Here is a 25,582-nt window from a genome sequence, read left to right as displayed (position 1 = left end):
TGTTTATATAATTTAAGGGTGGTTCTGTTTTTCATTTTCCGGTAACATTACTATAGTGCTCAAATTTTCTTCGCCGAGATATGTCCGGGCCATCTTCATGATATCTCCGGGAGTAATTTTTTTCAGCAATGACAGCTGTTGTTCAATTTTCCCGAGTATATTGCTATCCTGTGTACCCAACAGGCTGTTTACCCATATTCTATTACTTGTCGAATAAGTCCTCAGATCCTTTCCCAATTTATCTTTTACCTCAGATACAGCAGCACGGAAGTCTGTTGGGTCTGGCACCTGGTCTCGGAGTTTGGCTATCTCTTCTCGTACTATCATTTTCACTGTTTCTATATCGGCAGGAACCTGGATTAAGGGAAATACATGAAATCTGTAATAGTCATGTGTATAGTTGAGGCTAAATCGAACAGGGTAATATAACTCTGATTTCATCGACCGCCTCTCTCCAGTTTTAAATAATATCTTATGAAGTAACTCCAGCTTTAAATTGGTTTCAACATCATAAGTATAGTCTCCCACATAATTTACAGAAATGGCGTAGTAATCTTTCTTTTCTCCAAAAAAAGTTTTGGCTATTCCTTTTGAGGGTGAAACTCGGTTTTTTTGTTCACTGATTACTTTTGCGGAGAACTTGCTGGAATCAATCGGTAAATTCCCCAGATATTTAATTAAAAGAGGTTTAATCGTCTCCGGTTCAAAGTCACCAGCTATTGCAAATGTGTACTGAGTTGTATTAGAAAATATCTTTTTATAGATTTCATAGGCATGTTCTAGTCGGATTTGTTCTATATCTTCCAGACTCACTACATCCTTTTTCCCAAGTATTTCCGTATCCACGAGGTTATGAAAAAGTATGCCCTGGTTGTTATTCCTTCGTTGCAACTTCTGTTTCTCCTCTGCCACCCAATCTGTGAACGCTTCTTGGTTCTTATTAGGTTTTGCCATATACAGATAAACCAGTTGTAGCATACCTTCCAGTTGTTTTAGAGGGGCTTCTCCTTCTACACTGCTTAGGTCGCTAGTAATTAATGGCCGTACACTTATGCTATTTTTATTACTATAACTCGCCAACTCAAATTTATCCCAGCCGCCTGCACCGCTGTTTCGGATAATATCTGCAGCCCTCATAGCGGTGTTATAATCCTGGCCTTTATAGACTATGGCGCCTACATGAGTAATCCCTTTAAAAAAAACATCTTTCTTTCCATTTTTGACAGGTTTTAGGATAAGCCGCACACCGTTGGCCAACTGGAGCTGGGTTGTTCCATTTTCAGCAACCTGCGTCTGCTCATACGGAATGTCATCAGAGAGATTATGCAACTCTGTACCACTGAGCAGTTGCTTCGGCCCTTCAATATCTTGTTCCTCATGGGGTTTGATATCCGAGTTTCTTATATTAGTAATCCAACGGGAAATTTCGACTTCACCTGGCAGCGTTTCTGTATCAATACCCTCTGGTACGGTAATGACCACATCCCGATCGGGCATTTCCAACCACTTTCTGGCAAATACATGAACCTCTTCAACCGAAATATCTCTTATTATATCGGTGATCAATTCCCGTTCATATTCTGGACTTGGGGCGGGAGCGCCAACTGTAAAATGCCTCGTAAGCTGTCCAATTAATCTGGTCGGACTGTTCAGATTTGTTACTGCCTTCTCAAAAACGACTTCTTTGGCTTGTGTCAGTTCACTTTTGGTAAATCCGTAACGCCTTATTCGCTCCAGCTCATTCATAACCAACCAGAGTATTTCTGGGATGGAAGAAGTATCTCTAAAATTAACTCTAGTCAGATTAACATCAATCTGCCCTATATTTGATAATGTTTTAATACCATGTACAACTCTATCCCGGATGGGTGTGTTATACTGTTGACTAAGAAGTTCCATACGAGGATGCATCATTGTATTGTATAGTTGCTTGGTTAGCTGCGCCCGATACTGTTCCTGGATTGCTAACCTCTGATTTATTTCTCGTTTGTAATAGATTTCCAACTCGATATCGCTCCGGGTTGTATCAATTAGAGTAATTACTCGACTTCTACCTGAAAGAGAGATTTTCACTTGTTCCCTAGACTTTTTCAGTGATTTTTCTCGTGGATCATCCAGACTTTTCATATCGGAAAATATTGCTGCAACATACTGCTCAACCCTGTCAACACCCAAATTACCAACAACAATAAGTGCCTGTTTATCTGGCCGATACCAATCCTTGTAAAACCGGACAAGCGATTCCAGCTTAAATGTTTTGATATTTTTATTATGTTTATCGTAAATTATCTCCAAATCATTATATCTATGTCCTTTAGGATTGTTTAAAACTTTATATTCTTTCTCCATCCGAAATCTGACATCATGACTTCCCATCTTTCCTATCCATTCTCTTAATACAGTTTCCCTTCCCAATGCATTTACCCTTTTAGTATCCCAAAGTTTAGTCAACATCTGCTCACTCTGTGCATATTCACGAAATTTTTTGAGTACATTAATAAATAATTCTGAATTATTATTAGGAATTTCTTTGCTATAAATTACTTCATAAAAGCCTGTTAAAGCCTCATCAAAGAACAAATCATCTTTAGCCAACATATGCTCAGTCAAGTGTGCCAAACCCAATTGGTCCTTATCCTCAAATCGTTCTCCTGGGCCAACCAATCGTATACCAATACTTCCCGGTTCTCTTGACCGATTGGATTGTTCTATGTTTCGGATATAATAGGTAAAACCATTTTCCAACCTTCCATATCTAACGTTCGGATCCAGAGGAATTGAGATACTTTTTTCCTGGGCTATACAAGATGACGTAATTAGCAAAAATACTATGATTGCGAAAAAAGATGTTTGTTTCATTCTGTGTTGTGTTTCTAGAGTTACTTTGCCAATTAGTATCGAGAGATCGTGGCGTGATTTTAAATCCCCCCCTTTCCCTGTGCCACACCGAAGGATAAGATTGAGTTAAAGCAAAGAGTCTCGGTATTTACGAATTAAAGTTCCTAATATTGCAATTTTTTGTATCCAAAACTAATACCCTACGTTTTGTCTCAGGTTGGGATTGTTATTTAGCTCCTGTTGTGGAATGGGATAAAGTTTATCCTCTGAAGTAAATTCAGATTTTAAGAGACTTAGTACAGTATCTGCCTGCCCAGTACGTTTCAGGTCCAGCCAACGGTGTCCCCATTCCGAAAAGAGTTCTACCCGTCGTTCGTGTATAATGACATCCAATAATTCAGATTGGCCAATTTCCGGATCGATTTCTGCAAGCAACGGTAAACCTGCACGTCCACGAATTGAATCTAGGTCCGCAATGGCTTCTATTAATTTATTTTGTTGTGTTCGGGCTTCAGCTCTTATTAAATATTGTTCCGCCAGCCGTAGTATAGTAGAATACTCACTACGATCGGTACCGGAGCCCGTTACTTTATATTTAAAAGGTGCATAAAAGGACGAAGCATCCAGGCGAATCCATTCCATTTTTCGCAAATCACCTGGTTCAAAGGCCTCTACCATTTCTTCCCGCAAAGCATTAAAAGACGAGGGGACATTAAAAGAATTTCCCTCTTGGGTTGCCGCATTAACTGTTGGGCTTGAAGAATGCAATTGCCAAATGGCTTCTTCATTGTTAGATAAAGTGATACTATTGAGTTCTACCAATCTATAATTACTATCATTAATGACTTCTGTAGTCCATTTTTCCGCTTCGGTCCAGTTTCCCAGATACAGGTACACCCTGGCCAATAATGCCATGGCAGCTCCTCGGTTGGGTCTTACCCGTTCATCATCAGGATAGGCAGGATCTAAAAATTCTATAGCTATCAATAAGTCCTCTACAACTTGTTCATAGACTTCCGTTATACCTGTCCTTGATATAACAGCATTGGCCTGATAGTCCGTAGTGGTAACCAACGGTACTTCGCCAAACAGGTTCACTAAGTAAAAGTGACAAAAGGCCCGTACAAACAAGGCTTCTCCTATAAATTCTTCCCTAGCATCTGTCGTCAGTCCTGTGGATGCTTCCAACCTTTCCGTAAGGACATTAGCGGAATATACAGACCGGTATATGTCATCCCAAAGACTTAAGATCAGTTGATTATCCGCCTGCAATATGTTCTCCTGAAACTGAACAGCTTCAATGTTTGTCCCTGGAGGATGAAATAATTCATCTGAAGAGAGACCTGCTAAAGCCAATACAGAGTTTTGGTTGCCAGAAAAAACATGATTGGAAACCATATCCGCGTACATCCCCCTTACCGCCGTTTCCGCAGTGGCATCATCACTAAATACCTGGTCGGTGGCGGTTAGGGTTGACGGCGGATCTACCTCCAGTAATCTTTCACACGAAAGTAAGGCAAGCCAACAAAATACCCCGGTCAGTAATCGGTATACTATTACCCGGTAAGGTTTACAACCTATTTTTTGAATCCTGTATAAAACCTTTGTTTTCATCCTGTTTTCTGTTAAAATTTAAGTTGTATTCCACTGGTAATCATCCGCAAGGGAGGAGCGGCAGCAATGCCTGTTTCCGGATCCAGGCCACTATACCCAGTAATGGTCAACAGATTGTGTCCCTGTATAAATAACTTGGCCTGTTTTACCCCGATATGTCCAAGGAGTTTTTCTGGAAAGCGATAGGCCAAAGAAAGAGTTTTTAAGCGGATAAAAGATGCATCCTCAATGTTGGCATCACTTTCAGTAAAATTGCCATAACTAATACCCAGGTTTCCTCCGGAAAACCGCTGCATGTCTGTCATATCCCCCTCCTGCTGCCAACGACCAAGTACATAAGATGGTTGATTAGACCTCATTCCGGGCATCCTACTAGGTAAATACCGAGCATTTTGCCGCGAAAACTGGAACAAAAAAGACAATTCCAAACCTTTATAACGTATAGTATTATTTATCCCTCCATAATAGTCCCTATTTAGAGCATTACTGAACTGCTGGTCTTCGGCATTAATAACACCATCTTTGTTAACATCCAAAAATTCATGTTCCCCAGTTTCCGGGTTTACTCCTTGCCATGTATACAGGCGCTGAATAGATAGAGGCTTTCCTACTTTAAAAATTGTTGCATAGGGTGAATTTTCAATACCTGAAAACGAAACCAGTTTATTACGGGCTACACTCAGATTCAATGAAGTGGTCCATTGCATTGAATTGGATTGAAAAATATTTCCTCGAAGTAGAAATTCCCAACCTGAATTTTCCACGGTGGCTTCGGAAAAATTATCATTGACTGAACTAAAACCAGTTGTGCCAGGCAAAGCCCTCTGTACTAACTGGTTGGAAGATTGATTTCGAAACCAACTCACCTCTAGGAAAACTTGATTTTTGGCAAATCCCATCTCGATGGCAGCTTCCAGTTTCTCAGTTTTTTCCCAGTTATAGTTGGGGTTAAATAAGGCATTGGGAGACAAACTAGTAGCATTTTGATAATTTTGTCTGTTAAATCGATACAAGTCTAGGTACTGGTAATTCCCGACCTGATCGTTACCCGTAGTTCCATAACTCCCTCTTAGTTTTCCGAAGCTCAGCACGGGAATAGGTTTCTTTATCCAAGGCTCTTCCGAAAAAATCCATGCTGCCCCGATGGCGCCAAAATTCCCGAAACGGTTACCTGGCCCAAAACGAGAAGATCCATCCCTACGACCGGTTAAGTTCAACAGATATCGGTCCTTATACGTATATCCGATACGACCGAATATGGCATTATACTTGTACTCATCATAACTCTCTTGCCTAATACTGATAGCTCCGGCTCCTCGGAGTGAACCCAGAAAAGCATCCGAAACGTAATCTTCCCCTTCGATACGTATCATTTCATCCCTATTTTCTTGATAAGTAACCCCAAACAATATATCCAGAGTATGTTTTCCAAATTGTTTTTGATAATTTAACTGGGGTTCTATCAATACAGAACGCCGATAATTATTTATAAAATCTGCAGAAGGTTTTGTCCCGGAACCGGTCTCCGGATTAAAACGCCTGTCCGGGCGCATAGAGGATAGTGGCCTCTTCACAATGGTCTTTGCGCTTAACTCCGTATATCCCAAATTAATCTTTGCATTGAAATTGGAAAATACGCGATATGACAAATTACCATTAGCAATTAAATTCCTGTTGTCTGTGGTTGTAGATTTTTCCAAATCACTCAAAGGATTAAACCAAGTTGGGCGTCCAGAACTCGGAAAAGTTTCCCAATTCAGTTCTCCTTGTTCGTCATATAATTCTGGAGCATTGGGTTCTAAGGTTAAGGCATAACCAACCAGGTTTCCATTATATATATTATGTTTTTCCACACCGTAATTAATAGATATTGAGGATTTTAACCTCCGATCATCAGAAATATGGTTCACACTCACATTACCAGTAGCGCGCTTATATCCAAAATTTCCTGGAAATATCATAGTCTCCTTGTGAAAACTTCCTCCCAGACGATAAAACGTATATCCATTTCCTCCAGAAATACTTCCTTGTAAATCTGTTATATCCGATGTACCTCCCAAAAGCATCTTCTGCCAATCGGTATACCGAGTTTGATCCCAAAATGTTAAATCATAATCCGTAAGAAAAGGTTCCCTTCCATCGTTGGCTATCCCTTCCTTTCGCATGTCTAGATATTGTTGAGTATTTAGTAGTTCTATCCGATTGGATAGTTTTCCAAGCCCTTTATACATACTTAAGTCCAAGTCCGTACGGGTTCCCGGAATACCTGTGCCCTGCTTTGTAGTGATTAAAATAACTCCATTGGCTCCTCGTGAACCGTAAATGGAGGTTGCATCCGCATCCTTTAAGACTTCAATACTCGCTATATTTTCCGGATTAATTGTACTTAATGGGTCAAGTCCATCTCCTCCCAAAACACTATTTTCGACGGCTCCTACGGCGGCATTTACTGGAGTAGAATTTATCGGTATCCCATCAATAACATAAAGGGGTTGACCTCCTTCTACCTGTACGCCTGGTATAGTTTTACTAAGAATACGCAAACTATTTTCCCCTCTTATCCGTATCCTTGGTGCAATTCCCGGTGTTCCACTAACTGGTGTGATTTCTAACCCTGCTACTCTACCTTGCAAAGCCATCAACGGACTGGTCACCGGCTGATGTTGTATTTCCTCCGCAGTAACTTTGGCAATACTACCGGTACGGTTTCTTTCTTTTACCGTATAATACCCCGCATTGACCTCTACTTCACCCAAAGCAGTCACGGCTTCTTTCATTCGAATATTTATAGTACTTCGTCCATCCACAGATTCCTCCACTGTTTTAAACCCTATAAAAGAAAAGGTCAAAATATCAGTTTCCTGTACTGTAATATTGTATTTACCATCCGGATCGGACATAGTTCCCCTATTAGTTCCCTTTACAATAATATTCACTCCGGGCAAGGGAGCACCATTAGGTGCTCCAGTCACCGTGCCATTTACCCGGAGTTGCTGGATTTGGGGACTTTTTTGGAGTAGCTTATCTTTTGAAGAAGGAGTTTTTTTAGATATATTTATTCGATTTGGAGCTTTGAGTTCGTAAGTAAAGTTGTATTCTCCCAAGGCCTTATCCAGCAACTTTACTATACTGGTTTTTCCTTTTTTGACATGAACAGGAGGCAGGTCCCGAATATCGTCATTCATATATACAAACCTGTATTCGGTTTGTGCCCTTATATGACTAAATACCTGGGGGACAGTCATTGTAGTATCGGCATCAAAAACGACAGTGGTTTGGGGAAACCCGTGTTCTGACGTAAAACCAAAAGCTACCGTGCAAAACATTGCAATTATATATGCCCTCATCAGAAATAGTATGGCCTTTTCCACTCGGGAAAAATGCGTATTTGTTTGCCAATTTTTCATAAATTTGCATATTCTTGGTTAACACTTAACTAAGGATCTTTTTAAAGGGAGAGTTTAGCGTTGTCAGAATTCCTACACTTTCCCTTTTATTTTTGGAGTAGTATTTGGTTTCTTTGATTATTTCTTCATAGGCTATTGGTGTTTTAATTTATATATTGTTTTTGTTTTAGGTTCTTTCTTTAATTGCTTATTCCGGTGGCTGAACCCTTCGATACTTCGACAAGTGGTATAATGAGTTTATCGAAGTGCTCAGTACAGGTAAACTAAGAATAAACTAAAGCCGAAGTCGGGTTATTTTACAATCACTTCTTTACCTTTAATTTCGAATTGCACATCATTGGCATAATCGGAGATTTGAGACAATATTTCATCTATTTCCTGGTCCCGGCCAAACAGGCCACTAAAGCGGAGATCTTCTACTTCCCTGTTTTCGAACTTTACTTCCATATCGTACCACCTGGCCAACACCTGCATCATGTCCTTTAAAGGTTTGTTATCAAAAGAAAACAGGCCTTTTTTCCATACGGTATAATTGTAGACATCTACCTTGCTTATCAATATCTCCGAGTCTTTGGCGGTGACCGCTGCCTGCTCCCCGGGACTCAGTTCTTTTTTAACATTTCCGTTACGCACTGCTACCTTCCCCTCCACCAGGGTGCTGGTCACAGCCCTGTCCTCGCGGTAGGCAGCCACGTTGAACTGCGTGCCCAGCACTTCTATTTCCTGGTTTCGGGTCGTTACTTTAAAGGTGCTACCCCCGTGCATTGCGGCGGGGGATACCTCGAAAAAGGCCTCACCATAAAGTAACTCAACGATCCGGGGCTGTCCGTCAGTGAATGCATCGGGGTATTTAATTTTTGTATCGGAGTTGAGCCACACTTTGGTACTGTCTGCCAGAAGGACAAAAAACTCTCCGCCCCGGGGTACCGTGAGCTCGTTGTATGCTTTCGTTCCTTTCTGCCCCTTTCCGTAAAGCAGGGATTCGCCATCGCTGCTTGCATTGCCCGAAGTATATGTTTCTCCCTTCTTCAGGGATACTTCTGTGCCATCTTCCAGGGTAAGTACCGCCTTACTGCTTCCTATTTCTATGGAGGTCCCTGAACCGGGGTGAAAGGTGGCATCGGATGCATCTCCGGGAATAAAGGAATCATAAAAGTAGATTCCCAGAGAAAGGAGTATCACCACTGAAGCGGCCATACCCACTCTCCAATATAATTTCCGGACAATTTTTTGAGATGCGGATTGGTCTTTCTGAGAGCCTGTTTTTTTTGCAAACAGCATTTGCATTTTACGGCGGTGACCTTCCACCACTTCCTGAGAACATTCCCTGTTTTCGGAAGGAGATGCTTCATACCAATGATCAAACTCCTCTTTTTCCTTTTCCGTAAGAAAGCCTTCCGCTTTCTTTATAAGCAGGTTGTAATTTATTTTTATGTTTTTCTTTTTGTCCATAACCTTAAAACTGTCACCCTGAGCATATTCGAAGGGTTAATTTAATTTTATATTGAATTCTACTTGTTGCGGAGTAAGGCCTTGCTTATCCGTACAGGCCATAAAGGTGACGCTACCTTTCAAAACCTGTGGAGTTTCTTTCTTTACCTTTACCCGCTGTATGAAATCTACCCTACCTATATAATAGCTGGTATCTACCATAAACAGTTCTTCATATTTTTCAATAAGGCCGCCTTCCTCTTTGATTTCTCCTTCCAATTCAATTGCGGGGTTATCCGTGAATACAATATCGGTAGGCAAAGGGCCGCCATCTTTGGTATATTGTGAATAGATATGCCACGGGTATTCCATTTCGGCCGAAATACGGACCTCGTAGGTTTTATCATCCAACCTTTTGGATGTAAAATTCCATTCCACGGAATCCAGCCCTTGTGCGGGTAAAATAGTGACGTGGAAGGTGAATATCCATATGAGCAACAAACATCTTTGCATTACCTTATGCAATTGAATTTATTTTATTCCAGCTTTATACCTGGCGGGAGTTTGGGGCACTCTGCTATATGTGAAGGGGTAGTATTAACCATTCTTAAATTGGGTACGGGCCTTTATTGAGAACCCGCACCCAAACAATCCTAACTCAAATAACTCTATTTATGAGAACAAAGTCCATTTTTTGCTACTATTCGTAACACTACCTGCTTTCATCGAAAGCATGGTATACTTCGCAATTTTTCAAAGAATTAATTATTTAATAATATTTTAATTAAATAATAATAATCTTTTAACCTTAATACGATCATTTCTTAATGATATATGATAAATAAGACACTTTTTTTTGAAAATTTTTTTGACAAATTCGCAAAACAATGAAAATCAAACAATTAAACTCATTAAGTTTTGACCAACCACAGTACTGCTTCCAGTCGAAACAATATCGTGACTAACGATTACGATACCGTGGCCAACCCAAACAGATGTGAGGCTATCAGAAACGAACATGTTTCCAGTCAAAACAATATCGTGGTTAACGAAACCCATACTGTGACCAGCCAAAACGGATGTATGACCATTAGAAACGAATATGTTTCCAGTCAAAACGATACCGTGGCTAATGAAATCCATACTGTGACCGGCCAAAACGGATGTGCGACCATTAGAAACGAACACGTTTCGAGTCAAAACGATACTGTTGCCAACCAAAATGAACACACCATCACTGGCAGCGGAAAGGTTTCCAGCCATAACAATATCCTTCTAGCCAAAAACAAAACCCTGGCTATGCGCCAGGGTTTCTGAATGATTTGATACGATACCGTTCTGGTATAAAACATTTTAGAGGTTCATAGGGTTATCCTGGGACCTCTCCCTGCCCCTACTTCGGTTTTAGCCTGTCCTGAGCGAAGCCGAAGGGCTCAGCACATCGCCTCAAGGAGGGAGCTTCGTTTCCTTTAAAGAGCATTCCAGCTCCCCTCTTGAGAGGGGTTTGGGGGTGTGTAAGGGGTGTTACCTACACCAAAAAAATGAAGAAAAGTCCCCCCCCCTTACAGCACCTTCCGGAAGTACCGCAATACTATAACCCCCAACACCAGTGCACCAATGCCCCACCACCAGGGGAAGCGGAAGTCCGTCTGCGATTCGCGGCTTTCTACCGTACTGCCACTTTCCGCTTTACGGATATCCGCTTGTTGCCGGGTGGTCCGGCCTGCTTCACTGCCCTCCCAGCCTTTCCGGGTAGCCGTTTCTCCTGTTTGTTCCCGGTATACGACCAGTTTAGAGGCCTGCCCGGAAAAACCCGAATCGGGGTGGTAGGTAAAATCGCCCACCGGTGCGATGCTCAGCAGCTCGTGGCCGGAGCGGAGCTGCTTTCCATACCACTCCACCAGCGTATCCCTCCGCAGGAGGCTATCCCGGCGGCTTAGTGCCGCCCTGGTCGAGGACGTCTTGCGGCTTTCCGTATGCCGTTCTTTTGAGGCAGAACAGCCCCCGACCCCGATAATTATCGGGACCAGGAGGAACAGGGCTGCCCAAAGGATAGATAACAATCTCATTACCGCATCAGTTATTTACCCGTGCCCGTAAAGAATCTACCGGGCTCCACTTACTTACGCCCTTCTTGTTGCGTGAGCGTACGCGGAAGTAGTAGGTGACCCCATCGGTTACCGGCGCGTAAAAATTGCCCGTTGCCCGTGGCGCCGGGTCCAGGTCTTCCCAGACTGGTTCCCCGGTTTCATCCAGCGTGGAGGCGATCTGCATTTCGTACAGGTAGGCCTCACGGATGGCTTCAAACTTTAGCAACAGTTCCCCCGGCCGGTTCGAGTCGGCCAGGCGTACCCATGCCGAGGCACGCGGTACCCGGGAGGTCTTCGGCGAGCTTACGGGCAGGAAGCCCGAGCTTAGTTGAATAGAGCTCACTTCCGTAAAGTTGTTGATGTAGCCCGCTACTTTGCGCATCATCACCAGCAATCGCTCACGGGCTTCGTCCTTCTCTTCTTTCTGCACACCACTGGCGCGCCCGCTTGCCGTGATGGCCTGTTTGGCCACGTAATCCAGTGCCACGGGTTCGTAGGCTTCAAATGCCGGGTCCAGTTCCGGGAAGTTTGTATTTGTACGCAGAGCATCGGCCGTACGTGTGGCCATGGCAGCGAGATCCGTATCGCTCATATACCCGTAGTTTGTAATTAATTTTGGTGTTCGCATTTTTTTAAGTTTTTTGATGTTAAACATTTTGTTCTGTGGCTCTCTGCGGTCCTCTGTGCAACTTTGTGTTATAGCTTATTTCACAGAGACACACAGAGGTTTCACAGAGCTTCACAAAAGTTCTATAGTAGGTCTAATCAACCGTCCACCGGGCAACAACAGCAATGGTCCGTACTGGTCTTCGCTTCCGCACCACGGCATCGTCTACGTTCCCCTCTACCGTAAGGCAATATTTACCATCCCAACCATCCACGAAGCCGCAATGGGCAATGCGCTTTTTGTGGGTCAAATAAATCCCAAAAACATCACCCCGCCGTGGAGTTTTCCGATCACCGTTTACCGAACTCCGACCACCGCTCGCAGACCTCCAGTTCCTCATGCGCCAGACGGTGCGCCCCGAAGGAAACAACGCCGCCGCCCAGGCATTCCTCGGTTCGGAATAGCCCGCCTTGCCATGGCACCAGCTTACAAAGGCCGCACACCATTCGTGTCTTTCCGGAAGCCCGCAATACCGCAAGTACTCCGCTATACGCGGGCCATCGTTGTGACCGGTGGCTTCACGTACGCCGATCTCCGAGCGGTATACGGCGGTCAGGTCACCAACCGCCGTTTGTCCGCCACTGTTTACAGCAAAGCCACAACCACCAGGACTACTGCCCAGAAATAGGACAAGCAGAGACAGCCATGGCATAAGGTGCGTTGCCATACCGTTAATTGATTTAATGATTCAACCATCGATTGATGTGCTATTGTGGCAGCCAGCCTGGCCAGGGCTACCACCAGCAGTGCTAGTGGCAACATACTGAGGATGCCCACATCCAATACCCCGGCCGTGGCATCCCACAATCGTAACAACGGGCCGCTCCACAGGAAAAGTGTCAGTGCCAGCAACAATACCGGCACATCCGTCAACAAGATCACCGGCAGCTTCGCCAGCCACCCGCGAAGGCGTAGGCCAAACCTGCCGTGCAGCCGGTGTAAGCCCGTGGTGTCGTTACACCACTGTGCATTCCGTTCTATATTCATTTGTTTTCTTTTTTTGTTGTAAGGTTGTAAACTAATAGTTAATAGTAAAGCGTAGGAAATAGCCGCTTTCCCCACCGGCGGCCAACCCGGGTTGGCCGGGCTCATTGCCAGAATTACCCTCTGCCACGATAAACTTGGTATTCATGGCATTCATGTCTCCTTTGCATGCCGGTTTCACCAGCGATACAGGAATACCGTGGCGCACGGCATAGGCCAGTTGTGCAGCCCACAGACGGCACATACCCGAATCGAGACTATCCAGGTAAGCCGCTTGTTCGGCATTCAGTTTAAACCGGTGTGGCAGGTAAGTATACAACCCCTGCTCTATCAGGGTCGCTTCTGCATTCCGGGATTGCAAGGAAGCCCCGGAAAGACAAGCCTGCCATTGGCTTACACCTGCGGTGGTAAACGCATACTTTACATACTCTTTTGTCATAATATTGATTATTTAAATGAAACCATACAACCAGGCACCCTGCCCGGAAACGGCACAAAAGTATGCGCACTACAACTTGATATTCAAGAGATTACTGTTTTTATTAATGATGAATGCGATGGAGCCGGGATGAGTGGATATTTGTTCAATGGCTACCAATGAACGCCTGTTGGTCAGGGTTTTGAGAAATGCTATAAGGAACGAATCCCCCTCCCCCTTCGGGACCTCCCCCCAAGGGGGAGGAATTCTTCCTTTTTATGTTATTTGTGGGTCTGATAATTTTCTCCCCCTTTGGGGGAGATGCCACAGGTAGAGGGGGACTCATACCACTCCAAAAAACCGGCCGTCCGCCCGTTGCTTACTCGTACCTCCTCCCCTTTCCGCGGGGTATTTAACACAACGAACACTCCTTTGTCGGTTTTGCGCAGCCCGCAGATAATACTACGGTTTACGATCAGTGAACGGTGTACCATAAAATAGTGATAGCCACGTACTTCCTCCATAATTTCGGTCAGTGTACGGAAATCCACGCCTGTTTTGCCATCAAAGCCCACGGCGCCGGTTTTGTTTTTCTGCACGCCCGGCTCAAACAGGGCAATACTGTCTTTGATCTGTTCGCCATAAGGTATGACCACTATACCGGGCCGCAGTTTGGAGGCCACAGTTTTCTCCACCTTCCGGCGTCGGGTAAGGTTCCAGTGCCTTACGATCTCAATGGCCTGCAGGCGGTGATACACCCAAAGCAATATATTAAACCCAAAAAGCATCAGCAACACAAAAGGAAAATCTTCCGCAAGGTAGCGCCAGAACAACTCCGGCCGGTGGCGGACCACAAAATAGAAGGCAAAGAAGATCAACACGGCAAAGCCCGGCACGGCAATACCGTGCCACAACTGCCTCCCTACCCGTTTTAATGGCCGGGGAAACCAGGTGGCATACCAGGGATGTTTCCTGTCCAGCATACAGGTACGTCCTATGATGTAGCTTATCATCCCCCAGGCCGCGAGTATGCTCGGGATGGCAGCTTCCCAAAACTCCTGCATCCCCGCAGCCGTCCAGAAACCATAGCCTGAGCCATACAGCACCATAAAGATACCTACAAAAAAGGCCAGTGGCGGCCCCAGATATTTTTCATGATACCGTACCGGGAAGGGCAGGTAAAAACGGTAGGGTTTCCTGGTGAGTTGGTAATATACGGATTGAAAAAATTCTTTGGTCTTGTCTTTAAACCTAATCACAGGGTTAATAAGAGTTTTTTAGTTGTTGGTTGGTGTTGAGGAGTTCTGAATTGGTCCCTGAGCCCAAGCCAAAGGGTGTAGTTCCGGGGTTTAATAAAGTTATATGTCATTACCCGTTTCCGTTTTACGCAAACGAACGCCAGTCAGGGTATGCAACTGCCACCAGGAAAACGTCATCCTCAGCCCTTCGGCCGGGTGATATACTGAGCTTGCCGAAGTGCTCAGGGTAGACTGAAGCAGCCTGCCCTGAGTTTATCGAAGGATCGGCGATCTCTTTACAAGTATGCGCCAACCATCAAGGGTGTGCCACCAGCCTCCATGAGATTGCCATACCCCCGCTTAGGCGGGGATTCGCAATGATGATCACTTATTAAGGTTTTGGGAAATATCACAGCCGGGCCAAAGCGCAGCCGGTTAAAAAATCAGGTGATTATTTGGATTTATTGTCGAGTAAACGTTGTAGAAAAACCACTTTTTCTTTTTCAGCTTCCAGCAAACGTTCGTATAGTTTTTCGTTCTTACCTTCAAGCTCAAGAATCCTTTCAGGCACATTGAAACAATTTTGAAAATGATTATTTCCAAAGGCTTTACCGTGATCCTGTATATGGTGCACAGTCATACTCCCGGAATTTCCCTTCCAACGCTCAAAAAAGGGGCGTTTCACTTCAAGTGCCTCAAGCACTTCCTCAAACTCTGCTTCAGTAAAGGCTTCTTGTTGTTCCAATCGAGACACCGTTTGCTGACTTTTGCCCATGCGATGGCCCAGCTCTTCTTGGTTCAATCCGATGGATTCCCGAATCTCAGCCATCGTGACTCCCATTCGTTTTTTCGTTGGATTACTCATGGTTACTCGTTTTGATTTTCTCATACAAATATAAAGTTAAATTTGTTAATGGGTATTGTAGATAATTTACCAATGGTAATAAACTTGGGTACTCACCAATTACCGGTTCTAAAAAAACCGCTGTTTCCAGCGGCAAAGGTTTTTCTACATCAAACGCTATTTTCTCAACACCTCTTCAAATCCCCTACGATAATACTCGTTTCAGTTTGGTTTATTTGAAAAAACAATAACGATTTCTTAACCTTAATACGATCATTTATTAAGAAATATGATAAAAAGGTCTATTTTTTCAAGAAAAATTTCGATAAAAATATCAATTAATGGGAATTAAATAATTAAGGAGATTGTTTTTTCTACCTATTTCTTACGGGACCTTTGAGCAAAGGCCTGGCAGATCTTTTCCTGGGCCATTTTTAAATGGGAATTAACTGTACTTGGATGAATATTCAGTTTTTTGGCAATCTCTGTTTGTTTGAAGTTGTCACACAGCCAAAGCCGGAAAACCTTTTGCATTTGCGGGGGAAAGCCATCTGCAATTTTCAGTATAGCGGCGAACATTCCCTTTTTTTCTTCCTCGTCATCCGCAATGGCTGCGGGGTTATAATGCGGGGTAATTTCGGCGTAAAAATCCAGAAACCCCAGTTCGTCTACAATGCCATGAGATCTGAAAAAGTCGATACAGCCATTTTTTACTGCAGTATATAAATAAGGCTTTAGTGAAGGCCCTATCTCTATTTTATCTTTATCCGCATTTTTCCATATACGAATAAAAACCTCCTGTACAATATCCTCGCTAACCGCCTTGTTAAAACAGATATTATAAGCATATCGTACCAGCTCAGTATAAAACCGGTTGTAGAATTCATTAAATTCCCGTTCCTGTATTTTCTTTGACAAATCTGTGCCCATATAGCTATGCAATAACAACATTAGACATCAAAAACACATAGCCAGGACGGCTTATACAGGTAAGGAATAAAACCGGGGTACTTTTTTCAGGGTAATACGTATACATAGGTAAAATAGGTCAAACCTACTGCGCTATCCGCTTCCTCTTCCGAACTTCGGAACAGGCACGATAAGGGGCTTAACAACACAAGAGGTCTTTTTTAAAACAACATCGTCTTTTTACAGACAACATCATAGGTTAAACAAACGAGTTCATGAACCGACCGGGTTTGTGAAGGGTAGTTTTTAAAATACTGTTAACCCGGATAGCAGTTTCATACCGATACCGAAAACAGCCATCAGAAGGCAGATATCCTGTATGCTACTCCATAAAAAACGGTTAGCCGCTACAAAGCAGCCTATAAATAATAGGGACATGGTCAGTTTTTCCGGGAGGGGTGAGAAATTTTCCCGATATTGTAAAAACTTTGATCAGGGTGCCTCAAAAGAGGTTTTGGGTTTGACTCATCTTATTAATAATGAGCATTCAAAGATTTCACGTTTTAGGTATTGTTTGGGTCAAATAGATATTAAAAAAAGCCGTAATTATATCACTTAATATATACATTATTGATCTAACAGCAATAAACAAAAAGGAAAAATATAATTTTTTCGGCAAAATACTTCTTTAAATCGATCAAAGTTAAAATTTTCACAAAAAAATCTATCTTATTTTCTGAATAAGGTTGCCTTATCTTATCGGGCTTTCCGTTCAATCTCTTTTTCTATGCCCCATATACAAAGTTTCCGCAAGCTCCGTTTTAAAAAACCGACCGCCATGCTCTAAGAAAGCAAATGTTCTGTTTGCAGGTCAAAAGAAAAGAAGCTACTTTTATGGTCATTGCGAATAACCGGTACAAGGAGCCGTCCTTGACCTGGGTAAACATATCCTTTTATGTAGGCATGGGGCCGGCACTACCGAACAGCGGCCAATAGCATTGTATACTATTGGCAAGCATGGCTTAGCGCCCTTGCTTGTGCTACCGGTTTTAGACCCCTCATTCGGGGGCACGTTTGATGTTTTTGAAATGGATTGTAGCGATTGTTCCCCTTCAGTATCACAATTGGCGATGACCGCTGCACGTAAACTGCGAGCAGCGGGTAATGGTGGTTTGATAAACTTCGTTTTCATAATCGCTTTGGTTATGTAAACGATGCATACTCAGAAAGCCAGGGAAGCGCTTTTATGGGAAAAACCAATAAAGCGAGCCTCAATGCTTTGCAAGTGGTACCGTCAAGAACCGCCACGACCGAAGCCGTGGTTCCCCAAAGACTGACATGAGACCCGCCCTATTGGTTTATATCGCGAAGATACAAATTCCAATAGATAGCGAGCTCATGGTCGACTCATAGGGAAAATTGACGGTTTTCTTGTATGAGTGACATCGTTAGTGACGCATTGTTTAATGCCTCACTTTATTGTCGCCTATTATTAACAATGCAAACATACAAAGTTTGTCATAAAACGACAAACTTTTTTCAAATAAAATCTAATTCAATGAGTAACACTAATAGATTAGACGAAGTATTTAAAAAAAGAAAAATTACCAACAGGGTTGTTGCCAAGTACGTAAAAAGATCAGAAGGTACAGTATCTAAATGGCGAAATAACAAAAGACAACCCTCTGTTCATGAGCTAAACAAAATTGCAGAACTTTTGAGAGAGGATATTAGAAACCTTTTGCATAAGAGTGATTGGTCGGAAAGTGAAGCTCCTACTTACTCAGAATTTAAAAGGCAACTGAAAAAGGACAATTGGTAAAGAGGTTTATAGTTGTTACTATTTATACAATAGAGCCAGTCGAAAGATTGGCTCTATTGCTTTATCGGATTATGGTTTTCCGTAATTTTCTTTGCTTAAAATTTACTTCTTTTGAAAAAAGGGAAAAAGCCCCATATATATTAGAGAATATTTTCTTTTATATTTATAGCATTAATAGTGTTATATACATGAAAGTGTTGATACCTGGGAATAAAGCTAGATATCAGGGACAAAAGTAATTATATAAGGGGTTAGCAACAAGCCACAAAAAACTCTAAATCAGAATGAGTGAAATAATTTCTCATATACTTGATATTGATAAAGCAATTTGTAAAAACATAGAGAAATTTGATGTTGAGGAAAGAGGGTTGTTATCGCAAAATATTTTATCTCAACTTAGGAATTTTGTTGAACATATTTCCTTAAAAGTTCTTGAAGAAGCACAGCGAATAGAATTAAATAATGATTACGAAAATATCAAAGAAGCCATTGAGTATATAAAAGCAAGAGGTGATTTAAAGTTTCTATCAAGACTTCATAAACTTTTACAAATAACAGCTTCTCATTACACTTTAAACGAAGAAAATTCTGAGAGATTATTACTCAAGTACTATGAGTACCTCATAAAAATAAAGTCTTTCCTTAAAAACACATATAATTTAGAAGTTCTATATAATCTTGAAGATTTTCCAATTCACACAGATTCTAACCTGAAAGAGTATTATGAGAAAATTTCCGTGTTAATTAAACAACCTAAGGAAAATCGAATAAAAAGTAATTACAAAGACAGATATTATATTCAAAAGATAAAACCATTTTTTGTAAAAAATGAAATATACTATGAGGTAACCTTCAGAAGAGCAAACGACTATACTAGCAAGTTTGATAGAATTATTGCATTTACCAAACTTGATATCCTTAGCAATTATGCTGTAAAACTATTTATAAGCATGGACTATATAGAGATTTTGGATAAAAAAATGCCAATTCAAATCATTGATAATTGGGAAGTTTCGATACGCCCTTGTGAGATAGACAACTTTGCGAAAATATTTGGTACAAATTCTAAAATTAGTAGTGGGAAGGAATCTTATGAACTAATGAAATACTTAACATCTTCTGGATTGAATTTAATTGAAATTATAAACTTAAACGATTGGTATTATAAGTATGTAAAAAGAATAGTAACTGAAAAAGCTAGAGTTTCTCACATCTTCAAACTATTGGATAAATGCAGAGAAATGAGTAAAACTAGAAGCGATGGCTATAATGTACTTAGATATTTACTTCTTAGGCTTAACAATAAAATAATCAAAAAACAATATAAAAATTCTATGTGTGAATTATTATCAAACTTAAATCTAGAATTTGGTTGTATCCCTTTTGACCAAATGCCTTTTAATTCTGCACTAATTAATCACAACCCCAAACTTAGTGACCTTTTTTTATCCATCAACACTGAAGATAGAAAACATGAAATATTAGCAAGACATATAAAAAATAACACTGAACAAAAAGGACAATTATATACTTCTATTAAAGAAATCGAGAACTTTGAAAATGTTGAAAAACTCATTGAACAATGGAATGAAAATCTATATCGGAAACACAAAAATAGACAAATAGAGATTTATAAAACGTATGCGTTTATCAAAGGTTATGAAGCAGACACTTTTAGTATCATAGAAAAGTTAAAAGACATTTCATCAGACGGAATTAAAAATTATAAAAACTCTATAAAATCATGGCTTCAATCGTCTACATATAGTATTGATTGTGAAGAGAAAAAGTCAGCTCTAAAAAACCTGTTTGAACACTCAAAAGTAGCTTTGATTTATGGAGCTGCTGGGACAGGTAAATCAACTATGATTAATCATATTTCAAACTTTTTTGACAAAGAGAGTAAGCTATACTTAGCGAATACAAATCCTGCAGTTGATAATTTAAAGCGTAATATCAAAGTTACTAATTGTACATTTAAGACTATAACCAAATTTTCTTGGAGTTACGAAACGGAATACGATATTTTAATCATTGATGAGTGCAGTACCGTAAGCAATTCAGATATGCTTAAAATACTTACTAAAGCTAAATTCAGGTTACTTATTCTAGTTGGTGATGTGTTTCAGATTGAATCAATATTATTTGGTAATTGGTTCAGTCTAATAAAATATTTTATTCCAGAGTCTTCCGTGTTTGAATTGGAAAAACCTTATAGAAGTAATAATCATAACTTATTGAGGCTTTGGGAAAGAGTAAGGAATATTGAAGATAATATTTTAGAAACTTTAACTAAAAATCAATACTCTACAACTCTTGATAATTCAATTTTTGAAAATACGGAAGAGGATGAAATCATACTTTGTTTAAATTACGATGGACTTTACGGCATTAATAATATAAATTCATTTTTACAAAGCAGTAATAATAATGAAGCATTCGTTTGGGGAACTCATACTTATAAAATAAACGACCCAATTATTTTCAATGAATCAGGTAGGTTCTCACCCTTAATTTACAATAACTTAAAAGGTAAAATTTCTCGAATTGAATTGCTAGAAAATCAAATCCAGTTTGACATTGAAGTCTATTTAGTACTTAATGAATTCGATACTGAATGTTACGATTTTGAACTCTTGGACAATGCAGAAAGTGGAAATTCTGTGATTCGCTTTACCGTCGACAAATATAAAAGTACTGATGATGACGATGACGATTCCAGTAATATTATACCATTTCAAGTTGCGTATGCTGTTTCAATTCACAAAGCCCAAGGATTGGAATATAATTCTGTAAAAATTGTTATTACAGATGAAGTAGAAGAAATGATTTCTCATAATATCTTTTATACAGCAATTACAAGAGCAAAGGAAAAACTAAGAATTTATTGGACACCAGAATCTGAAAAGAATATTCTAGGAAGTTTTAAAACTAAGTTTAATAGAAAGGATTATTCACTACTAAAAGCAAAATATAATCTATGAAAAATATAAAGGATAGTTGTTATCGAGTAGACGGTTCCGCTCCTGATTAGGAACGGAGTGCGCCTCTCGCACCACCGTACGTATGGACCTCGTATGCGGTGGTTTTCAAACAGATGGATTAAGATATTTGAACATATCAAGTAGTGGTTGATCCCCACGCTTTTTAACCCGTTGCTCCGTGATAGTTGTACCTAAAATGGGACTTTGCGCAATTACCCCGCTCAACAAAGTGTTCCAGGCTCTGCGAATGCCCACTCTACAAAGTGTACGTTGAAGGCTCTACGAATGTCCTTGACCTAACAGATTATAAAAAACGAAGACAAGAAGACAAGAAGACAAGAAGACAAGAAAACAAGAACAAAAGATCAGAAACTATTTTATCAACAAAACTAACTTAACTAAGAAAGAGATTGAAGCATCTGGAAAAAATATCTTTGTATGTATAAATACTAAAATGTTTGCTTTGAAAGAAAAAAATAAAACCTGCTCGTTATGCCAAATATGTCTCAATATTTAAAAGAAGATTTTCCAAAAAACATTTCAATTAATGTTGGGGCCTCGTATTCATTTAAAAATTATGAGAAAATAAAAGAATGGTGTAAATTAGAAGTTGAGTTTTATACTTCTATAGGAGAAAATAATATAGGTAGTATTTTCAATCAAGTTATTACAAATCCACTCTCAATCAGATTCAATCAGAACAGGAATGTTGAGATTTCATGGGACGATTTTAGCAAAGAACTTAAAGAATTTATCTCATCAACATACAAACGTCAAGGATTTATTGCCTCACGTTCTAAAGAAGGAAAATTTTTAGAGCGACTAAACAAAACCAATCCTAAAATTGTTCCTGGAGCCTTATTGTATTTTCAACAAAAAACACAGCCCAGGAGTGGAGCTCAAATCAATCAAGATACTCAAAGAAACGGTCAGTTTGCCGCATATCTTTTTGACAATAATATCGAACCGGATTTTGAGGAAGAGAAAAGGAAATACGAAGATTTTTATTCGGAAATAATAGCTCAAAAAGATAAACTGCTTGAAGAATTGAAAAATGCTAAAGATGAAAACAATTCAATAAATAAAGAGCTTAATAACTTAAAAACGGCTATCGCCAAAAAATTTGATGAAGAATTCGATCGTCATAAAATTAAAATGGAAGAAGCCGAAAAGTTTTATAAAAGTGAACTTGCCGTAAAAGAAGCTGTAACCTATTGGACTCAAAAAGCCAAGAATCATAGAATTTATAGCATAGTATTTGGTATTACATCCGGTCTAGTAATGATAACTACCTTCATTTCTATAATATGTTTTGGTAAATACATTATTGGATTGAATTTAGACGCTCCAGATGGCGTTGGAAAAAAGTTATTAACCCAATCCGGGGCGCTGCAAATATGGGTTTACGCAGTATTTCTTGGTGCTTTGACTTTAATCGTTTGGATTATCCGCCTTTTGGTAAAAATCTTTTTAAGTAATCTTCACCTGTTGTCGGATGCCAAAGAAAGAGAGACAATGATTATGACCTATTTAGCCTTTGAGCGGGAAGAGCAGGTTCTCAGTAAAGAGGATAAGGATTTAATTTTACCATCAATTTTCAGGGTTTCATCTAATGGTATTATAAAAGAAGATTCTTCTCCTAATCCAATAATGAATATAGTCACTAAAAATATTGGCGAATAGTATCCTACCCGGCACTCGTTTGAGTGCAACGGAAACGAGTGCCCCCTTTACAGCCCCATTATACTGGCTATTTCAATATTTTTAAGGCGACAGGGAAATAATAGATAGTTGGTGGTCTTGCGCCCCTACTAAGAGGGATTGTGTATATTTATGTGTTAGTAGTAATATGGAAAAATCTAAATGGAAAGCGAGTTTAAGCAAGTAATGTCCGAACGGACTGATGAAGAACTTATCAAGATTGTTACAGTTGAGAGAGAAAAATATCAACCCCTTGCAATAGAGGCGGCTGAATTGGAAATTGACAAACGGAATATTGATACATTGAACTTTGAGCAAATCCGAGAAAAAGCAACAGCGGGAAAAGTACAAAAAGAAAAAGTTGACTCAAATGTTGTTGGTTCCGGAATAAGATTTGTGAATTTCCTAATTGACTTTATAGTATGGCTTGTTTTAGCATTTATCCTAAGTTTTATACTCGGGCTTTTTGTTCAACCGACTAACCAGGAAATAATTTCATTGATGGGTTTCATTTTGCTTTTGGGTACATACATAACTTACTATGCGGTAATGGAAATAAAACTTCAAAAGACTGTTGGAAAGTTCGTAACTAAAACAAAAGTTGTGAAAATAAACGGAGAGAACCCGACAGATGGAGATATAATTACTCGGACTTTTTGCCGACTTATTCCATTTGACAGACTTTCATTCTTATTTGTAAAAAATGGGATTCACGATTTTTTATCAAAAACAAAAGTTATAAAAGATAAAATTGAATAACAATTATTTAGCTAATAAACAACTTAAACAGGATATCGCATATATTGCGATATTATTTGTTGGCAAACATTTGAAATGAAAATAATTCCCTCAGAAAAAATTGAAATCACAACAGAATTGTCTAACCAAGAAGTTAGAAAAATTTTGATGGACAATATTCGACCGAAAAAAGGATTAACAATCAGATTTAATAAGTCGCGTGACAAAGAACTTTTTGAAGGGAATTTTATACAGGATAAATTTGAAATACAACGAATAATATCCGGACGGAATTCTTTCCTCCCTCAGATCAAAGGACAAATTCAATCAAATATTAATGGTACTAAATTAGTTGCGGATTTAAAAGTACACACCTTTGTAATCGTCTTTATGATTTTTTGGTTGACTTTCATTTCGTTTGCATTTGTTATGGTAATCATAGGAGTTATAAATCAAGGGACGAATCCTTTGCTATTAATTTTTCCCCTAATAATGATTGCATTTGGAATTGGATTAATCCATTTTGGATTTAATAAGGAAAAAGAAAACTCAATAAACGATTTAAAAAGAATAATAAGCGGACAAATAAATAAAAATATTTGCCAATAACTAATCGTTCGGTTTGTGTGGTTGGTACGGCTTAGCATGAATAGTCCCCAACTGGTCCTTGTTTGAGCCCTTCGAAAACAAAGGCCAATCGCATAAAAGCGTTTATGACGTGCAAGATCCGACCTTTACAATAGGCAATTGCAACATAACCTCAAATCCCTGATACAGATGAGATACTACCTTTCCTTTTTGTGGAAAAGTTCCCCTGATTAACTCCCCTGCAATAAAAAATAAAGAGGAATTTCGGGATTATTGGGGTTTTCACCTTCCCATAATACAAAGCCTTCAAAATATTTATTATCGGCATCCTTAAGTTTTTCACAAACCTCCTGGTGAACCTTAAAAAGTAGTTCGCCCTGTAAAAAAAACTCATTATTATATGCCGAAAGCAGAAAATCAGGTTCTATATGGTCCTCTTCTTTCTCATCCCAATATTGATACTGGATAGTTACTTTCGGAGCATTCAGTATATTATCAGTTAGATCAAAAGCAAAAGATTCTCCTTTTATGTCCTTGTTATATTTTATTAGGGCATTTTCAAATTCTTCCAATCTGTTAAATTTCCTATCCTCAAAACTCCAGAGAATACCTGTCATTATCTCTTTCGGGTAATTCATCCCCACATCAAATGTTTATTTGTAAAATCTTGATAAATCAAATCCATGTTCCAATGCCAGTTCATGGTAACTTTTTGTAAGGTTTATCCCGGTCATATTAAAAATACGGTTTTGCAGTTGTTCTTCGGCAAACCTCACATCTGCTTTTTCCAGGAAGGTTTTGGGCATAAAATAATCTTTTCGGATAATGTCGTCCCGTTCCATATAGTGCAGGGCCATTATAATCACCTGAGATTGTGTAGTATGTGTTGTCCTTCTTATATCCAAATCTTCTTCCATTGCTATTGGGATATTAATCTCCCCATACTGGAAATAATACTTTTCTGCATTGCTTATAACCATAGGAAAATCTACTTCGTCCAAGTTTATTTTCTTATGACCGAGATATTGCCAATTGGGTTTGTACAATTTTTTGTAAAAAGCACTTTTATAGATGTACAAACCGGGAATCAATGTCTCTAACGAACTTAATTTTTTTTCATCAAATTCTTTATGGATACCCTTATATACTTGTATCAGGTAGCAATCCTGTACGAATGTAAAGTTATGGTGTCCATCTTCCTGGACAGCTTTTTGAGTAGGGTCGAAAATAAGCCTTCCTATGATAAAACTCCCATCGGCAAGGTTCAATCCAAAATAATCTCCGACTTTTAATTTTTTATTCATGGTTT

General features: G+C 39.9%; 21 protein-coding genes. 6 read left to right on the top strand and 15 right to left on the bottom strand.

What is annotated here, in order from left to right; translation table 11 throughout:
- Positions 1-12: 12 nt before the first annotated feature.
- The 5 genes from KN811_RS02475 to KN811_RS02455 form a co-directional block, all read right to left on the bottom strand.
- Positions 13-2,859, bottom strand: a complete 2,847-nt coding sequence (locus KN811_RS02475; RefSeq protein WP_187966847.1) for a M16 family metallopeptidase — start codon at positions 2,857-2,859, stop codon at positions 13-15.
- Between the two features lie 171 nt (positions 2,860-3,030).
- Entirely contained in the window at positions 3,031-4,452 is a 1,422-nt protein-coding gene (locus KN811_RS02470) for a RagB/SusD family nutrient uptake outer membrane protein (RefSeq protein WP_187966848.1), read from the bottom strand.
- A gap of 11 nt (positions 4,453-4,463) precedes the next feature.
- The gene (locus KN811_RS02465; protein ID WP_187966849.1) at positions 4,464-7,859 is read right to left on the bottom strand and encodes a SusC/RagA family TonB-linked outer membrane protein; all 3,396 of its coding nucleotides are present in this window, start codon (positions 7,857-7,859) and stop codon (positions 4,464-4,466) included.
- 291 nt (positions 7,860-8,150) lie between these two features.
- A complete protein-coding gene (locus KN811_RS02460) occupies positions 8,151-9,311 on the bottom strand; it encodes a FecR domain-containing protein (protein WP_187966850.1) in 1,161 nt (386 codons plus the stop codon).
- Positions 9,312-9,347: 36 nt separating this feature from the next.
- On the bottom strand, positions 9,348-9,803 hold the full coding sequence (locus tag KN811_RS02455) for a protein-disulfide reductase DsbD domain-containing protein (RefSeq protein WP_187966851.1): 456 nt from the start codon (positions 9,801-9,803) through the stop codon (positions 9,348-9,350).
- Positions 9,804-10,208: 405 nt separating this feature from the next.
- Here KN811_RS02455 and KN811_RS02450 point away from each other — a divergent pair, with 405 nt between their 5' ends.
- Positions 10,209-10,607, top strand: a complete 399-nt coding sequence (locus KN811_RS02450; RefSeq protein WP_216334654.1) for a hypothetical protein — start codon at positions 10,209-10,211, stop codon at positions 10,605-10,607.
- Between the two features lie 245 nt (positions 10,608-10,852).
- On the opposite strand, the gene KN811_RS02445 is transcribed toward KN811_RS02450, so the two are convergent.
- The 8 genes from KN811_RS02445 to KN811_RS02410 form a co-directional block, all read right to left on the bottom strand.
- A complete protein-coding gene (locus KN811_RS02445) occupies positions 10,853-11,359 on the bottom strand; it encodes a hypothetical protein (RefSeq protein ID WP_187966977.1) in 507 nt (168 codons plus the stop codon).
- A 7-nt stretch (positions 11,360-11,366) separates the two neighbouring features.
- Entirely contained in the window at positions 11,367-12,008 is a 642-nt protein-coding gene (locus KN811_RS02440; RefSeq protein ID WP_187966978.1) for a hypothetical protein, read from the bottom strand.
- 133 nt (positions 12,009-12,141) lie between these two features.
- Positions 12,142-12,525, bottom strand: coding sequence for a CHAP domain-containing protein (locus KN811_RS02435; protein WP_187966979.1), 384 nt, complete (start codon positions 12,523-12,525; stop codon positions 12,142-12,144).
- A 107-nt stretch (positions 12,526-12,632) separates the two neighbouring features.
- Positions 12,633-13,034 carry a hypothetical protein gene (locus KN811_RS02430; RefSeq protein ID WP_187966980.1) on the bottom strand — a complete coding sequence of 134 codons (402 nt, stop codon included), beginning with the start codon at positions 13,032-13,034 and terminating at the stop codon, positions 12,633-12,635.
- Positions 13,035-13,065: 31 nt separating this feature from the next.
- Positions 13,066-13,470: a hypothetical protein gene (locus KN811_RS02425; protein ID WP_187966981.1), complete on the bottom strand. Its 405-nt coding sequence runs from the start codon at positions 13,468-13,470 to the stop codon at positions 13,066-13,068.
- Between the two features lie 260 nt (positions 13,471-13,730).
- Positions 13,731-14,708 (bottom strand): LytTR family transcriptional regulator DNA-binding domain-containing protein, encoded by a 978-nt coding sequence (locus KN811_RS21990; protein WP_187966982.1) that lies wholly within the window; start codon positions 14,706-14,708, stop codon positions 13,731-13,733.
- A 430-nt stretch (positions 14,709-15,138) separates the two neighbouring features.
- On the bottom strand, positions 15,139-15,552 hold the full coding sequence (locus KN811_RS02415) for a helix-turn-helix domain-containing protein (protein ID WP_187966983.1): 414 nt from the start codon (positions 15,550-15,552) through the stop codon (positions 15,139-15,141).
- Positions 15,553-15,909: 357 nt separating this feature from the next.
- Positions 15,910-16,449 (bottom strand): RNA polymerase sigma factor, encoded by a 540-nt coding sequence (locus tag KN811_RS02410; RefSeq protein WP_187966984.1) that lies wholly within the window; start codon positions 16,447-16,449, stop codon positions 15,910-15,912.
- Positions 16,450-17,998: 1,549 nt separating this feature from the next.
- Here KN811_RS02410 and KN811_RS02405 point away from each other — a divergent pair.
- The 5 genes from KN811_RS02405 (at position 17,999) to KN811_RS02385 (ending at position 24,294) form a co-directional block, all read left to right on the top strand.
- A complete protein-coding gene (locus KN811_RS02405; protein WP_187966985.1) occupies positions 17,999-18,262 on the top strand; it encodes a helix-turn-helix transcriptional regulator in 264 nt (87 codons plus the stop codon).
- 284 nt (positions 18,263-18,546) lie between these two features.
- Entirely contained in the window at positions 18,547-21,246 is a 2,700-nt protein-coding gene (locus tag KN811_RS02400) for an ATP-dependent DNA helicase (protein ID WP_187966986.1), read from the top strand.
- 492 nt (positions 21,247-21,738) lie between these two features.
- Positions 21,739-22,929, top strand: coding sequence for a DUF6161 domain-containing protein (locus KN811_RS02395; protein ID WP_187966987.1), 1,191 nt, complete (start codon positions 21,739-21,741; stop codon positions 22,927-22,929).
- Positions 22,930-23,109: 180 nt separating this feature from the next.
- A complete protein-coding gene (locus tag KN811_RS02390; protein WP_187966988.1) occupies positions 23,110-23,706 on the top strand; it encodes an RDD family protein in 597 nt (198 codons plus the stop codon).
- Positions 23,707-23,781: 75 nt separating this feature from the next.
- Positions 23,782-24,294, top strand: a complete 513-nt coding sequence (locus KN811_RS02385) for a hypothetical protein (RefSeq protein WP_187966989.1) — start codon at positions 23,782-23,784, stop codon at positions 24,292-24,294.
- 209 nt (positions 24,295-24,503) lie between these two features.
- Here the strand turns inward: KN811_RS02385 and KN811_RS02380 are convergent, their stop codons facing one another.
- On the bottom strand, positions 24,504-24,911 hold the full coding sequence (locus KN811_RS02380) for a hypothetical protein (protein WP_187966990.1): 408 nt from the start codon (positions 24,909-24,911) through the stop codon (positions 24,504-24,506).
- 15 nt (positions 24,912-24,926) lie between these two features.
- Positions 24,927-25,577 (bottom strand): Imm26 family immunity protein, encoded by a 651-nt coding sequence (locus KN811_RS02375; RefSeq protein ID WP_187966991.1) that lies wholly within the window; start codon positions 25,575-25,577, stop codon positions 24,927-24,929.
- Positions 25,578-25,582: the final 5 nt, after the last annotated feature.

The sequence above is a fragment of the Sinomicrobium weinanense genome (assembly GCF_018863395.1).
GTDB classification, from domain to species: Bacteria; Bacteroidota; Bacteroidia; order Flavobacteriales; family Flavobacteriaceae; genus Sinomicrobium; species Sinomicrobium weinanense.
The sequence above is the reverse complement of the archived record's forward strand: the minus strand, read 5'-3'. Positions and strand labels throughout refer to the sequence as shown.